Genomic DNA, 16,395 nt, shown 5'->3' with positions numbered 1-16,395 from the left:
AGGAATTGACTTCACTTCGTCACTCTTAGTATTACAAAAAGCTATACTATGTTTAATCTTCGTTTTCTAAATAACTTAAAACAAAAACTAACAACAGGAAATAGAGGCTCTATTTACCTCAATGCCTTGCCAGAACGTTATTTGAGTCGTTTAGATTTGGAAGACTTTAATACCTTGCGACCTCATGCTGCCAAGGATTTTTTAGATGCATTATGGAGTAAAAGGGCTTTCCGATTTCCGCTTAGCACCAACACAACAACTGACGACTCTGAAAAAGCAGCTTTAAATACTATTTTTCGGCGACTATCTGTATTAACTATAGAAAATAACGATCATTTTACAGAGCAAGGAGTCAAAACCTTTGGTTTTGGTTTCCCGATTTTATTGTATCGTGACCAAAAAGACCCTAACCGCATCATCAAAGCTCCTTTGTTTGTTTGGTATTTGGATATTGAGCGCAATTTTAAACGTGCTAACGAGTGGCTCATCACACGACAAGAAGAGTTTCCGATTATCCATAACCTAGTCTTAGCAGCTTTTTTGCATCAAAATGCTGCTGTGCAACTAACTCCTGTTGATGAGCAGCTACTGGATGATGCTATTCTGGATCAAGAAGAAATCATTCAATTGGTCTATACTCAATTATCTCAACTATATCCTAATCATACCCAAAACTTAAAGCAAGATTTTAGAGCCGCATTAAAGGCACCTATTCAAGCCTTACCCTCCCGACAACAAATAGAACAATTGCCGTTAACACAAGCTAAAGTGCTATGGTCTGGTGTTTTTGGTTTATTCAAATCTCAAAAAGAAAGTATTATCAATGATTTGGAATATTTCATGAACAACATCCAATCTTTACAACAAAAGATAGCGCAGCAAGCTCAAGGACAGCAATTGATGGAACACTGCTTAACAGCCGTAGACATGGATCCTAGCCAACAGCACTTGTTACATTTGTTAGAAAAAGGGAATAATCTAGTGATTCAGGGACCTCCTGGCACAGGCAAAAGTCAAACCTTAACGGGAATTATTTCCAACCTTCTGGCAAATAAAGGGACTTGTTTGGTGGTCTGTGAGAAAAAAACAGCACTGGAAGTTGTTCAACAAAACTTAATCAAACTTGGTCTGGGCGAACTAACGGTCATTGTAGAAGATATTTATAGAGATCGGCAAGATGTTGTCAATTCGGTAAGAGAACGAGCCCAACAAAAACACAGCAATTATACAACCTACCCTTCCTATGTCAAGCTACTTCAAAATTGCTTGAAAGAGATTCATCGACTACAAAACTTTCATCACAGTCAGCTTCAACCGCTGCTAGAAGAACACACTTGGGCAGATTTGGTCAATCAATTTTTGGATGCCAATGAAAAAGCAAACAAAAAAGCTTTGGAAGCTCATTTATCTCTAGAAAGCTTCTCATTTGAGGCCAATGAATTAGAGCATATCTTAGATAGTTTTGAACAAGCACAAGTGCTCTTGAAACCGCTCCAAACACTAGAACAGCCGCTGAATGCGATTCATTTTAAGCACTTTGAAGCCACTAGCGCAGCCTCTGCTAAATTAGCGATTCAAAGAACCTTGACGACTGCCTTGCGAGCAATTCAACAAGCGAAAGCAACAATTTCTAACACACAAAAACAGTACAAAGAGCAATTAGAAGAACATTATTACCATATTTATCAGCAAAAAATAGAGAAAGCTAGTTCCATTTATCAACACATCCTATTTTTGTTGCGCCAAAATGTTGAGCAGCAGCTTCGCCTTGTTCAAAATGCCCAAGATTTAATCCAAGAGGGAATTTCAACATACAATAAAACTTTAGAAGCACACTTTGAAGACTTGTATGCTCAAAAAATCAAAGGTATCGACCAAACAGCCACCTTAATAAAAGGAGAAATATATAGCGCTGTTGATGAAGCTCTAACAACCATTAAAGAAGCCAAGGAAGATATTATGGCAGCGCTTTATGAGTACGAACGTTTGTTGGAGCAGCATTTTGAAGCTGTTTATATGCAAAAAATGGATTGGATTGATGAAATGGTTGGTACGATTGAAAATGGGTTGGCAGCTAGTCCTTTTTATTTTAACAAAAATAAAGGCTTCTTTCGGGCTATTTTGCACGGCGTTGGTGCAAAATACAAGCAATTAGAGAAAGACAAAACAGCTGTTTTAAGTCGGTTTAGTGCCTTGCAAAAATTACATCAAAAACACCAGTATTTTAATTTTAAATTTTTATCAACCAAAGATAAAAAGACCTTCACTTTTCAAGCTTTACTAGAACAGTTAGAGTCTTATCGAGAGGCGGTCGATCATTGGCATTTGCAACAAAATAGTATCATACAAAAAGAAGTTAGAGAACTCAATTCTAGATATAGCCTAAAAGCGGTCCCCTACAAGGAACAAGCTCAAAGCATCAACCAACATCTTAGTAATTTTAGATCAAAAATACTGCGCAACAAATTGATTCCTTTGGAATTTAAGTATAGAAGTCTGCGCTTGAGGGATCGCTTTGATCAATTGGAAGAAATCGAAAGTGATGTTCAGAAAATAAAAATAGGTATTGATGAGTTTGTTGCTAAGAATGAAACGAACTGGGCAGCTAATAGTTATGAATACAGCGCAGAAGAAACGCCTCAAGACATTACGTTTAGAACGTCTTTTGAAGCTTTGAGCCAAATTCATGCACAACACAACTACTTTGAACATGATTTCATCCGCTTGGGTCGCCCTAGCCAATTAATGGATTATTATACTATTTTAGAACACCTGACAGCTTATCGAACCAAAGTAGAAACTTGGTATCCTACCCGTCTGCCTATTATTAAAAATTATCAAACTAATTTTAGGTTAAAACACCTTTATGCGCCCTTAGAATTTGAAGCAACAGTTGAAACTTGGGTACAACAATTGGCAGAGTATGCCCAAAAATACAATCAAGAACAACTTTTAAAATTGCCGTTTCAAAAAGAAAGTACCTTGTTTGTTGAGCAATTGGAAGAATGGAAAACGTTAGAAACACAATTAGAAGCGTGGCAAACAAATTTCGAATACGTTAAAACCTCCATGGATCAAGAATGGTCTCTGACGCTAGATGACAACTTCTCTACATCCAATACAACCTACACTCTAGAAAGCTTAGATCATCAATACCAGCAATTGATGCAATTGCATCAACAATACAATTATTTTGATGTTAACTTTCCTAGTTCCCAACCTCTAAAAAGTTTGTTGCAACAAGAAGTACTCAAAACTATTCAGCAATACAGAATTTGGACCCAACAGTGGTATCTAAATCGAGCACCTATACTTAACAACCATATACAAGAGCTCAGTATTGATACCGTTCTGAATTATATTCCTTTAGCTTCGACTATAGCAACCATTGCGGAGGACTTGCACCAATTTGAGGTCAATTTTAATGCCTTCCAACACCTTGAAACAACATTTAGTTTTAAGAACAATATTTTGAGTCAACAAAAAACTCAATTGGAAGTATTGGAACAACAAGTAATCACCTTGCAAGGGGCTTTTAATAATTTTGAAGCTTATTATCCTTTTAGGCTGTATTGGCAGCAACTTTCAACGGCACAACAAGCCGCCTATCAAGCTCTTGCTCTTGTACAACCACACGACTGGGAAGCTTCTTTTACGAGTTGGTACTTATATGCGTTTTTGTTAAAACACCAAAACTCTATTCCTGATCAACAACACTATACCCAACATAAAAACCACCTCTTAAATTACTTGGAAGAACTAAAAAAGCTATTGGTTGCCCATAGTTTGCGTTACTGGCGAGCACAACAAAGCCAAGCAGTTGCAAGATTTCACCAAGAGAAGGCACCTATCAAACTCCACAGCTTGTATAACAAACGAGGGCATACTGGTGGCAAGAGAACGCCTCTTAGAAAAATAATAGCTACTGATGCTCAACTATTCACTCGTTTTTTTCCTGTTCTATTGGTTAGTCCAAGTGTTTGTTCTTCTATTTTGCCTCTAGAACCGAATTTATTTGACGTAGTTATATTTGACGAGGCTAGTCAATTGCGTTTAGAGGACACCTTTTGTGCATTGATTAGAGGACGCTATAAGGTTATCTCAGGAGATAGTCAACAAATGCCTCCTTCTGATTATTTTTTATCCAACACTACGTTGATTAACGACGATTGGGAAGAAGAAGTATCAACTCCTACTTTGGTCAAAGAAAGCATTGATTTTCTAAGTCACACGGAATCACTGTTAGAGTATGCCTTGGCAGAAGGAAATTACAAAGAGTCATTCTTGGAGGTACATTACCGCTCTAAACATCCTTACTTGATCGATTTTTCGAATGCTGCTTTTTATAGTAATCGCTTAGCTCCTATGCCAAACCAAGAGTCCTATAAGCCAATTGATTTTTTTGCTGTTAACGGCACTTACCTTAACTATACCAATCCGACAGAGGCGGAACAAATTATTGACTATATCATTCAAATAGCGCAACCTCATCGTGGTAGTTCTTGTCCTTCTGTTGGCATTGCAACATTTAATATGCATCAACGCAACCTTATTTTAGAACGCATTCAACAACGAGGCGTGCAAAATGGCAAAGAGCGCACCCAACTTCAAAAATTATTCACGAATGGTTTATTTGTTAAAAATTTGGAAAACATACAAGGAGACGAACGGGATATTTTAGTTATTTCTACCACTTTTGGGCTTCGAGAAGATGGTTCTTTTATACAAAATTATGGTCCTATCAATCGTCAAAAAGGTTATCGCTTGCTGAATGTTATTATTACTAGAGCCAAGCAAAAACTGGCTATTTTCACGTCAATTCCTTCCAATTATTACGAACAATACCGCTCCGCTATTCAAGAAAAAGGGAATGTCGGGAAAGCCGTTTTTTACGCTTACTTAGCTTATGCCAAAGCCGTGCATGAAGAAGATCATCCTTCTAGGAAGGCAATTTTACAGCTTTTGCAAGAACATTCTCCAAGTGCTCTATTTGATGACTCTCTCTATTGGTCTAATGATAATGCTTTTAAGGAACGAGTCGCAAATTTCTTAAAACAGCATTTTCCTAATAGGGTCTTGGTGAATTATCAATACGCAGGATTTACGATTCCCTTGTTGGTTAAAGATGCAACAGGAAAACCAACATGGGCTTTTGATTTTGACACCTTTCATCAAACCGCGTCCCAAGAGGCATATTGTTGGGATTTGTTTCGGGAACATCATTTAACCGAATTTGGTTTTATTTATCATCGTATATGGTCCAAAGATTGGTGGGACGATATTCAAACGGCAAAGGAACAATTGCTAGAGTGGATAAAATCTCCCAAAGCATAAATTTCTTTCATTAATCAGTTTAGAATGTCAAAACACATAGACTTATCGCTTAAAAGAGGCATATTTTTTGGAATTATTTTAAACAATAGTTAGCTGCGCTGCTACTATTTAAACTCATAAAAGTAATTTTTTAGACCTAAAATAATTGAGTATCCTCTCACATCACATATATTAATACAACTAGATATGAAATCATTATTCCTCTTTTTATTTTTAGTTCCAGTCATGCTATTGGCTCAAGGAGAAATTGAGCATTATAATAATGGCGTAAAAGCCCATAATTCGGGTGACTATCTCAAAGCTATCGAATGTTATGAAAAGTGTCTTGCCATCAATCCTAAAAACAAAGAGGCACATACGAACATTGGCACTGCGTATTACAACGCTTCCCTCACGGCATTCAACCAAGGAGCACACGACCAATCTATTGAATATTGTACCAAAGCATTGAAGTATCAACCAGATAATCCAGAGATATATTACATGATTGGTACCAATCAAAAACGACAAAAAAAATACACAGAAGCAATTGCTAGTTATACCAATGCGCTACAATTAAACGGTACGTCTGCAAAATTATACGCTGCTCGTGCTTGGGTATACAATGATTTGCACAATCACAAAGCTCGATTGGCAGATATGAAAAAAGCAGTTGAACACGAACCTGACAATGCCAAATATCAGTTTCATTGTGGTAAATTCAAACAAGATGTTAGTCCTGAAGAATTTAAAACAGCAGAACAAAACTATACTAAGGCGATTGAACTAAATCCTGAATATACCGAAGCTTATACCGAACGAGCAGCATTCTATATGACGTTTCAAGAATTTAAAAAAGCCCTAGCTGACTTGAAAAGGGCAAAAGATTTAGGCGCAGATGTTACGCACTTGGTAGAAGCGGCTCAGTTTGAGTTAGAAATGCAAGAGCAAGATTAAAATTTATTTTGCTTGATTTTCTTCATAGAGCATTTTTATTATGATAATGATAATGTTATCAACAAAAAAAGCTGTGCCTAGTGGCACAGCTTTTTTTGTTCTAGTGAAGTGAAGCAATTTTAGTTGATACGCTCATCAACTATCTCTGCATTTTCTTTGATATTTTCATATACTCCAGAAGAAACCGCTTGAGAAATACGTCTTGTTACTTTTTCACGAGCAGTTTTTACATTTGCAATTGGAGGTGCCTCATTTCTGCTAGTTACTTGTACAATGTATACTCCTGTTTTACCACCAACAGCACCAGACATTTGACCAACCTCTGTATTAGCAGCCAAACCAGCTACTTTAGGTTCTGTTCCATCTGTCCCTACGTTGGCACTTCCGTACTGAACATTGGTTGCACTTTGTTTGATTACGCCATATGCTCCAGCGATAGCATCCAAAGAAGTTAGAGTACCCAATTTATTTTTAACAACCTCTGTTTTCTTCTTATTACGCAAGATCGTTTCAACATCCGCACGAACTTGAGGATCCTCAATCGTAGCCAAACCTGCATCGACTTTAGAAGACAATCCCATAACAACAAATTTTTCTGTATATCCCAATTCGTCATTATCTACCGCATAAGCACTTCCAGTAACCTCTCCTGCTTTTGTTTCAGGAAGATGTGCCCAAGTAATAATACTAGCAGCAGTAGAATTTTTGCCCAAACCAGAAATTTCATACGCACCTTTTTCCAAACCAGTTGCAGGAGATAAGGTCAAACCTTTTTCTTTAGCTGCCTTTTTCATTTCTTCCAAGGTTCTATTGTTAGCAATGAACTCAACTGCTTCACGTTTTTTGGTCTCTGTAGTTTTGCTTGTAGGAATAATTGCCTCTTCTAATACAGCAATACGAATTCCAACTCTATCGGTCTCATATTTAGTATCTGTAATTTGAATTAAGTGTACTCCAAATTGAGTATAAAGTATTTCTAAGCTATCTTTTTCACCAGTATAGAACATATACTCTTTGAATTGAGGAACAAAGCTAACATCTTTTCCTTGCCATCCCAAATCACCACCTTTAGAGCTAGAACCATCTTGGCTAAATTGCATTGCCAAAGAATCAAATGAAGCCGTAGGATCAGTTTCTAAGACATTTTTGATAGAATCCAATAAGATTCTAGCATTTTGTCCCGCAGTAGGATCTTCTGCACGAATCAAAATGTGGCGTGCTCTTACCGAGTCAGGCAAGTTTTTCTCTTTCACCTTCTTCAACACTTTGTATTTTTGACCTTCAACATAAGGACCAAATACCGTTCCTTCATCAGCTCCAAAAATGGAATCAATCATAGATGCAGGTGCAGGCATTTCTGTTCTAGTATAGAAATTGGGTGCAAAGTCTCTAGTGTATTGCAAAACAACACTTGAATCCTCTTTGGTTGTTTTCGCATCTCTCAATTCTTGAGCACGCTCTTCCATTGAAGTATAGTAGTACATAGAATCTTCGCTTGTTGGCTTCACATCAAATACAACATACTCGATATTAGCGGTCGCTTTACGCTTGTACTGTCTAGCATGATTAGAAATGTACTCTTTCATTTCTTGCTCAGATACTTCTACCTTGTCTTTGATACTAGTGTAAGGGATACGCACATAATCAAAGTTATATCCTGTTTCTTGAAGTTTGTTCTCCATTTCTACCATCCAAGAAGGTGTGTAAATACCTTTTTCTAAAGCAACAAAGTATTTGTCTTGTAATGCTCTAGTTTTAACGCTTTTCTCCAAAGCCAACCATTCTTTTTGTTGCTCCAACAACTGTTGTTGTTGTTGCTTATTACCACCTGCTTGTTGCATCAATGCACCTGTATTTTTATACAGTTCAATCATTTGCTTTATTTGTGGTCTATTGATTTGTCTAGTCTTAGGGTCTGCTAGACGGCTTTGAACAACAGGACTTAACAATCTAGGATCTTCACTAAGGAACAAATCTCCCATTTCAGTAGGAGTAACCAACATTCCTGCCTCATTTGTTTTTTGAGTCAATAACTTTTCTCCAACAATACGCTCCCATACTTGGGCTTGAATTTCTTCTTGAAGATATCCAGCTCCTTTGTAATCAGAAGCATACTCCTGTACCAAGTCGTTAGAAACTTTCTCTCCATTGACGTAACCAACTGTTGCTGAGCGACCAGAAGCAGTATTTGCGCCAGGACTAATGTCCATAAATAGAAATGAAGCGACACCAACAAAAACTAATGCCATCATCACCCAACCAAATCGGTTTCTAATTGTCCCTAATAAAGCCATCTTTTATCTGTATTTTAACCTTGTTTGATGCGCCAGAACTGTTCTGAGCGCCTTTTACGATTCTTTTTAAATATTGGTTTGATTTATTCCTTTTTGTATTAAGTACTCTTTTCCAAAAAGGAAAACGGCACAAAAATACATTTTTTTATGAAAAAAAGCTGAATCTGTCCAATTCATTACGCTTTTTTTTTCTTTTTGTGTAAGGAGTTCATATTTCTCTCTGTTAATTTAATCCATTAAACCCCTATTTTTACCTTCAAACAATCCACAATCTCTTGTCCTAAAATAGCTATGCTTCGTTTCTTAGCAGGTTTATTTCAGGAGCATACTTCAACAAAAACGCTGAGTATTAACAACTAATACTCAGCATTCTAAACCAAAGTAAATTCTATTTCCTACAAATTACTTTTACGATTTTGAAATCGTTAGTTTAATGTTTTTGTGTATAAACGGACTACTTACTTTTACAACATAACTACCACTTGGCAAGTGACTTAAATCCATTTTTATTCTAGAATCATTATCAACCGAGCGATGGTGTACTTTTTGTCCAATGCTATTAAACACCTCTATATCCATTTTTTCTGAACCAACTTTGCCTGTAATGTCAATCCAAACTTTGCCTTGTGACGGATTCGGATAAATAACAACAACTTGCTCTTTAGGCTCTACCACTAATGCCTTAATAGAACTATAACTTATTGTTCCATCAATATCTATAGTTTTAATACGGAAATAGTGGACTCCACTGACCAAGTTAGGTTCGGTATGTGTGTACTCTTTTGTATTATTGCCATTGACAGTAGCAATTTTTTCATAAACCAAACCATTGCTCTTGTTTGACAAAGCTCTTTCTACTTCAAATCGTACATTTTTATTCTGATCCTCTGTTTTCCAAGTCAATAAAGCATCTTGCTCTTCTATTAATTCTGCCTCAAAAATCATAAATTCTACAGGTAATAATAAGGCAGAATAGTTGGTAGCAGATTCCGCACAAATACACTGTGTATTACTAGGACGGATAATCGCTGCTAATCCTGTTCTATTGCTACAAGGATAAGAGCTGTTAACAACAAAATTAGTTGTTTCTTGAATCGTCTGTCCATTAGCGATAGGAGTTGATATCGTGGCATTTCCGATAGAGGCTCCAATAGGATTGCCTGCTCCATCAATACAATAATAACTAACTGCTGTCCCCGCTGGAGCATCTAACCCATTATTGGTAATCTCTTGAGAAACAGTATAAGTTTGAGTCGAGCCTGTACTAAAAGAACGACCAGTCAAATTACTAATCGCCAAATCTGGTTTTTCGACAATAGCCAACTCATCCGCTTCTCCTGTAATAATTTTAACAGGACCACAAGGGGTGCCTAGACAATTTATATTCCCAGCAACAACGTAACTATTGACTTCTAACTCTTCATTGTTAGAACAGAACCCAGTAGATCCCTCTATTCCAAATGTGTAATCCAATGTAGTACCTGATGTGATTCCCGATGGGTATGGAAAAACTAGCCTTGGTCTTCCATTAGTGGTATCCAAAGAAATTCCACTAGGACAAGCACTACTACTACAACTATAAGAGCCAGGAACGTATGTGGTTCCTAATGGCAAAAAGACCTCTGTTGTATCATTAGAAGTAGTCGTATCTCCAATAATTGTTGTTTGAATTCGAATTGTTGTCATTGCAGAACAATCTTGTACTCGAATAGGGCTTGGAGACACGGTAGTTCCTGTATATGCGTTATATGGTGCCACAGCTCCATTGATTTCGATCTGATTGGTTTTTACCCTCACTGCATTCCCCACGGCAGGATTTCCACAAGGTTGGCTTCCTCGTACAGAAAAAGACATCGAAGAATTGGGTGAAAAATCACATGTAAATTGTACGTCTAAATAAACAGTAATAAAACGTTCGTTATTAATGGCGGCATTGGCCGTTCCTTTGATACTATTGTTGTTAGCTGCTATCCTCGTATGATTCGAAAGGTTGACATTGGCTAAATTAGCCGCTATTGTTGGTGTTAACACTTCTATATTTCCAGAACCTCTAGGATATTCTACCCCTATTCTCGAAAAAGATACCCCTGTGACTCCTCTTATATCAAGCATTGGATTTCTTAAGTCTGCTAATTGAGCACTGCTTATTTCAATGATATAGGTAGTATCGGTACAAAGATCTTGTGGTGTCACTGGCTGAGTAAGAATATTAACTTGAACTTCTGAGGCACGAGGCTCTAAAAATAGATCAATTGATCTATAACAAGCGCTAGTAATCGACTCATAATCCGAAGGATAAGCTTGACAATCCCATCCATGATTCACTGCCAATACCTGATTCGAACAATTTGTATATGTTGCATAGATTCGATATTCTTGGCACGTATTTCGGTTTAAACCGCCCAACTCTACGATAATCGAGTCGTTGGATTCTGTATAAGCAATTGCGACCTCTGCCCCAGTTGTAATATTATAAATTGCCTCTACCTTAATATCGGCATGAGCAGGGATCGTTAGCCAATTGTAATCTACATCAGCATTACTTGTTGTATTACACAACTCAATATCCCAAGAAACGGTATCTTGTGTACCATTTACGGTTGGGGTCAATGCCTGAAAAGACCAAGTAGGTGGAATAAACCGAAGCGTTGCCGTTCTATAATTCTCTCTATTTCGATGTACAGTAGGGTCTGGATGATAAGCAAACTCCTTGTAATAATTCCAAGCCTGCATAGTTTGCAGCGTTGGTGTCTCACAGTTCCCCATAATATTGGCTCTAAATGGAGGATAGTACGTTCCTCTTTTATCTCGATCACTATAACCAGTGGTAGGTCTATACATTGTCACAGTATCACCACTAATTCGATTGGGTAATATTGTAAATCCAGGGGCATTGGACCATGAAAATTGCGTCCCAGTATATCTATAATTTGGAATTACAAATTTAACAGAGTCCCAATGAGAAGGCGGTCTATACTCGTTAGGATGATCATCTCCTGTAAATGCGCTGTGTGTAAAGTAAATCAATGGTGTTACTTCGTTACAATGGCTAAACGTATATGTTCCATTGGCGCCCCAACCAAAGCTCACCTTCTCGTACTGCCCAATATCTCCCAAACTATCACAAGCCATTGCCGTACCATTACTCAATAGCGTCGAAAACTTAGCCCTAAATGGGGTAATAGAATGTGGTACCTGTGTTCCAAAATTTTCACCAACTACAAATCGAGCCTTTACTAAAACCGTATCTGTTGTATAGATACTAGAACCAACATCTCCTCCAAATAAATAAGTCGCACCAATAGAATCTTTGTATTTGGACAGATCCATGGTGTATTCATAATTTTGTCCTCCTACACTTGTCAGATTTGCGGGCATTCCATCCAGTACAAAGCTTTGAAATCCTGTTCCAGATGATACATCATTAATCAAAATCTCTCCTCCTACAAACGTAAGAAAATCAGTTCCTCCACTACTTGGTGTTAGGCTTAAATTTAAAAGCAGACTACCTACAGCTGTATCTTTAATAATAGCATTGGCTTGCACCAACATGGTATCGTACGGGTTATAAAATTTTGTTTTATGTATTGCAGGATCTAAAGTAACGAATGCAGTTTTAGTATTGTCGGTATAACCTGGCGTAGTTCGACTGGCATCAAAGGAATAAATGAGCGGTCCGTTACAATTGCTAGGACAATGGGTTAGCATATTGGATAAAGTACCACAATGTACTTCTCTATAAAAACAGGTATCTCCAGGTGTTCCGCAAAAGTAATGAGTCGTATAAGGAATATTTAAGACAGCAGGATCGGTATAGCTCAAACAATCGAAATTGAGTGAAAAATGCAGTGTGTCGTATACATATCGATCCAATGTATACGTCACTACGTTTCCAGCTTTTGTAATCGTAGGATTGTATGGCAACAATTCACTATCTAGGTTGGCAATTGTGCTAAGCGCATTGGAAGTATCCACTCCATTTGGTAGCGTTAAACTAATTGACCACTTTACTTGAGAGCCTGTAAACATAGACTCTCCTCTACACTGATACCCATTGTTATAAAAATGAGGCATAATACCAACAACAAAATCTTGCCCATCAAACACGTCTGATGGTGTTGCTATAAAAGTACTATTGAGGTAGTTTCGAATAATATTGCGGTATCCCAAGTCTCTGCGAACAGGTGTTCTATCTTGCTGACATTGATCTTTAAAAGAAACATCAAAATATTTATGCTCCCAACTTACATAATTATAATAATTGCTAGTTCCACAATTATCTCTAATCGACAACCAATAGTCGAACGATATTTCAAAAGAAGCTCCAGGAGCCAAATCATCATAAAATCCATCATTGTCTAAATCTTCCAAGCCCCCAGGTCCATCAGGATCAAAGGTCAATCGATCTTGAATCAAAAAAGACGCCGTTCCAAAACCAGCATCATTGGCACTATTGTTATAATACGACAAAGCAGAATCGCTAACCGTATTGGTTCCTATCCTAAAGTTGCCCCAGTACCTAGTATCATTCCTATTCGTTCCCCATAACGTATTTACTGCTGATGTTGCCAAAGGACCGTTATTAGCACCTAAACCAAAAACAATAGCCACATCAAATGCAATCGAACCGCCTGCTGGATTGGTAGGGCTTGCAGTATTGGTGATTCGAATGGTATGTTCTATCGTATCACACAGCTCAGGTGCCGTAGCACCACCAACTTCTACTAAAGAGAGTGCTGGAGCTCCACCGATAAATGTTATTGGTCCCACTTGTGGCGTCGCTGTCTGACAGTATTCTAGATTGGTACACCCCCATCTAGCATGGTGCTTAATTACCACTTCTTCGCAAGCTGTTGTTGAGAATGTTTCGGAAAAAAGAATATCTTCACCGTTTTCAAAGCAATTGTTTCCATTTCCTACTGCGCCGTTAAACGGTGCATTGTTAAGATTAATTGCATAGAATAGTGTATCAGCAGTACTAGTTCCATTAGCTACAGTAGCTATAGGTGTCAATGGATTCGCTCCAAAACTAAGTTGATAATTGCTAACATCTCTACCAACAACTACAAAATGCTGAAATCTTTGAATGCAACTATTTCCTCCTTGACGAACAGTTACGTTTCTAGTTTCTGAGGTATTTAAGGTTGTATTGACATTTTGGATTGCTAAGATACTCAAAGAGGCAAAATCAATGTTATAAACACCATATGTAGTGTCGCTGTCTGCCCCTGTTTCTACGACATTATTGTCTTCGTAAGAAATTGCTATGCTGTCTTTAAAGGCTCTTCCTGCTAATGCATGAGCTACTGAAGGACAAGATGCAATTCGAGATACCGTAAATGTTACTTGGTCTCCCACTCCCCATAAGTTGGCAGGGCTTGCACCATTGTTAATTGCAAAAACTGGATTTCGCAAATCACTAATATTAACTTCTGAAATGGTGTATGCTCCTGCTCCTATATTAACAGAACCTGCTACATAAGAAATGCCAAAAGGCATTGCTAATTGAATCTGAAAATTATTTAAAGTCGATGTTTTTGCTGTAATCGTGTATGTTCCATTAGAAGCACCTTGACAAACTTCTACATCATTACAAGACTGATCAACACGGTAGCCGGAGGTATTTAACTGTCCGTAACTGTTCATTACTCTGAGCAGTAATAGGACAAGAACTAAGGTTGTAAATTTCATATTATATTTAGTATTTAAAATGGGGTAAATATTCATCTCTAAATATCAATTAGAACAATGCTTTTTCTATTGATTATAGAGATATTTGTCTTAGAATCATTAATTTTTAGTATCTATCTTATTCATTTGTTATCAGCTGCTTATTTATATTAATTTTAACACATCCACCTAGTAAAGCATTAAATTTTAACACAATTCACACAACCAACAAAATCATAAACATCTAACTATCAGCAAAATACAGGGCTAAGATTTATATTTTTTCATTCTTTGGTAACAAAAAAACATACAAAACTAACATTCTTTCTCTTAGTAAAAAACAAAAAATGATAGAATAATTGTTAAATTTCTGTACACCACAAAAACACCCCACAAATGTCGTTTGAAAAACTACTAAATTGATGAAACCTTCGATGATATCTAATGTCTAGAGATATTTAACCTAGACTTGGCTAATCATTAATTTTATATTCCATTATAGGAAGTTTTTTTTACCTTCTTACTCCTAAAAGTTAGCCCCTTGTTCTAATGCAATTAAATTGATTATATGATTTAACTCTAGCCAATAAAAAAAGTATCCCTGCAACACAACTGGTCACAGGGATACTTTTTAGCAGATAACGTAGCTATTCCTATTGGCTACTTTTTTTATACAACTCTTTTTCTTCTACTACTTCTATTTTGGTACCGTCCTCTAAAGTCTTAGAAATCGCATCGTAGGGAGCTTTTACCAAAACTTCGCCTTCCTTTAAACCAGATTTAATTTCTATAAAGTTGTCGTTTTGAATACCAGTAGTTACTTGACGCATGGTAACCGAATCTCCCGTTTGAACAAAGACGTACTCTTTAATTTTCTCTTCCTCTTTTGGGGTTGAATTAGGAAGTACAGTTTCTTCCTCTTCTTCTCTAGCTGTTACAGCAGCAACAGGAACCGATAGAATATTAGTTGCTGTGTTTGTTTTTATTTCTGCTGATGCCGACAAACCTGCTCTAAATGGCGAGCGATCTGATTGTGTATCCAAATCCTTATAAGAATCTTCTAACATCAAAATACGCACTTCAAAATTAGTTACCTGATCAGATGTTAGTTGAGCTGTAGAAGTCAATGCATTTAACCCCGTAGCAGTATTGGCTATTTGTGTGACCACCCCCAAAAATTTGCGATCAGGATAAGCATCCAATTCAACATCAGCACTATCACCAATTGCTGTATTTAGGATGTCCCGTTCATTGACATCTACACGTACTTCTACTGTTTTTAAGTTTGCAATTTTAAGAATAGGAGTTCCTGCCATTTGAGCAGTTCCAACTACTTGCTCCCCTTGCTTTTTGTACAATGTAGATACGACACCATTGATTGGCGCATAAATTCTAGTTTGTGACAAATTTTTCTTTTGCTCTTTTACCGTAGCTTCTGCGCTTTTAACGGAGAATTCCGCAGCCAAAATATTTTGCACGGCTGCTTCTATATTCGCTTTTGAGGTATTGAATGTTGCTTCTGCGGCTTCAAATTCTGCTTTAGAAATAACCCCTTCTTGGTACAACTGTTTATTGCGTTCATAAATAATCCGAGTATTCTCAAATTGCGCTTCTAACTGTTTCTTTTGAGCTTTTGCTGCTTCCAATTGAGCTTTAGAACCATCAGTAGCAGCCTCAGCTCGTTCGACAATAGAAACCAGTGCTTCTGGGTCTACTTTTGCCAGCAATTGCCCTTTTTTCACCAAATCCCCTTCTTCTACATATAATTCAATGATTGTTCCAGAGACATTGGATGTTATTTCTAACTCTGTAGCAGGAAAAAGCTTACCGCTAGAATAAACAGTTTCTACAATTGTCCGCTTTTGAGCGGCTTCGACAGCTACTTTTTCTACTTCATCTTTTGAATTTTTCATTCTATAATAAGTAGCGGCTGCAACTATAACAATTAGTATTAATAAAATATACCAGCCTTTCTTGCTCTTTCTTTTTGTTGTCATTGCTTTATAAACTTGCGACCTCACGAAGTACCACGTAGTAGCAACACAGCCAACTAAGCAATTTTACAAAGCAAGCTAATGCGGTTTTCCCACGAAGTAATAATAAAAGGTGTCCCTTATAATAACTCACCTTAGAATTGGCAAACTATTATTTTAAATGTGGT

The 16,395-nt window shown here is 37.2% G+C and carries 5 protein-coding genes; 2 read left to right on the top strand and 3 right to left on the bottom strand.

Going from position 1 to position 16,395, the window contains the following annotated elements:
• Nucleotides 1–48 precede the first annotated feature (48 nt).
• Both QP953_RS05175 and QP953_RS05170 read left to right on the top strand, forming a co-directional pair.
• Complete coding sequence (locus QP953_RS05175; protein ID WP_309554185.1) at nucleotides 49–5,334, top strand: AAA domain-containing protein; 5,286 nt, start codon at nucleotides 49–51, stop codon at nucleotides 5,332–5,334.
• A gap of 186 nt (nucleotides 5,335–5,520) precedes the next feature.
• Nucleotides 5,521–6,270, top strand: a complete 750-nt coding sequence (locus tag QP953_RS05170; RefSeq protein WP_309554183.1) for a tetratricopeptide repeat protein — start codon at nucleotides 5,521–5,523, stop codon at nucleotides 6,268–6,270.
• Nucleotides 6,271–6,389: 119 nt separating this feature from the next.
• On the opposite strand, the gene QP953_RS05165 is transcribed toward QP953_RS05170, so the two are convergent.
• From QP953_RS05165 to QP953_RS05155, 3 genes are all read right to left on the bottom strand, one after another.
• Nucleotides 6,390–8,564, bottom strand: coding sequence for a peptidylprolyl isomerase (locus QP953_RS05165; RefSeq protein ID WP_052594507.1), 2,175 nt, complete (start codon nucleotides 8,562–8,564; stop codon nucleotides 6,390–6,392).
• Nucleotides 8,565–8,972: 408 nt separating this feature from the next.
• Nucleotides 8,973–14,255: a T9SS type A sorting domain-containing protein gene (locus tag QP953_RS05160; protein ID WP_197043794.1), complete on the bottom strand. Its 5,283-nt coding sequence runs from the start codon at nucleotides 14,253–14,255 to the stop codon at nucleotides 8,973–8,975.
• Nucleotides 14,256–14,887: 632 nt separating this feature from the next.
• The gene (locus QP953_RS05155) at nucleotides 14,888–16,231 is read right to left on the bottom strand and encodes an efflux RND transporter periplasmic adaptor subunit (RefSeq protein WP_052594511.1); all 1,344 of its coding nucleotides are present in this window, start codon (nucleotides 16,229–16,231) and stop codon (nucleotides 14,888–14,890) included.
• Between the last annotated feature and the right edge of the window lie 164 nt (nucleotides 16,232–16,395).

Origin of the sequence: Aureispira sp. CCB-E, assembly GCF_031326345.1 — a bacterium.
Classification (GTDB): domain Bacteria; phylum Bacteroidota; class Bacteroidia; order Chitinophagales; family Saprospiraceae; genus Aureispira.
This window is presented reverse-complemented; position numbering and strand designations above follow the sequence as displayed.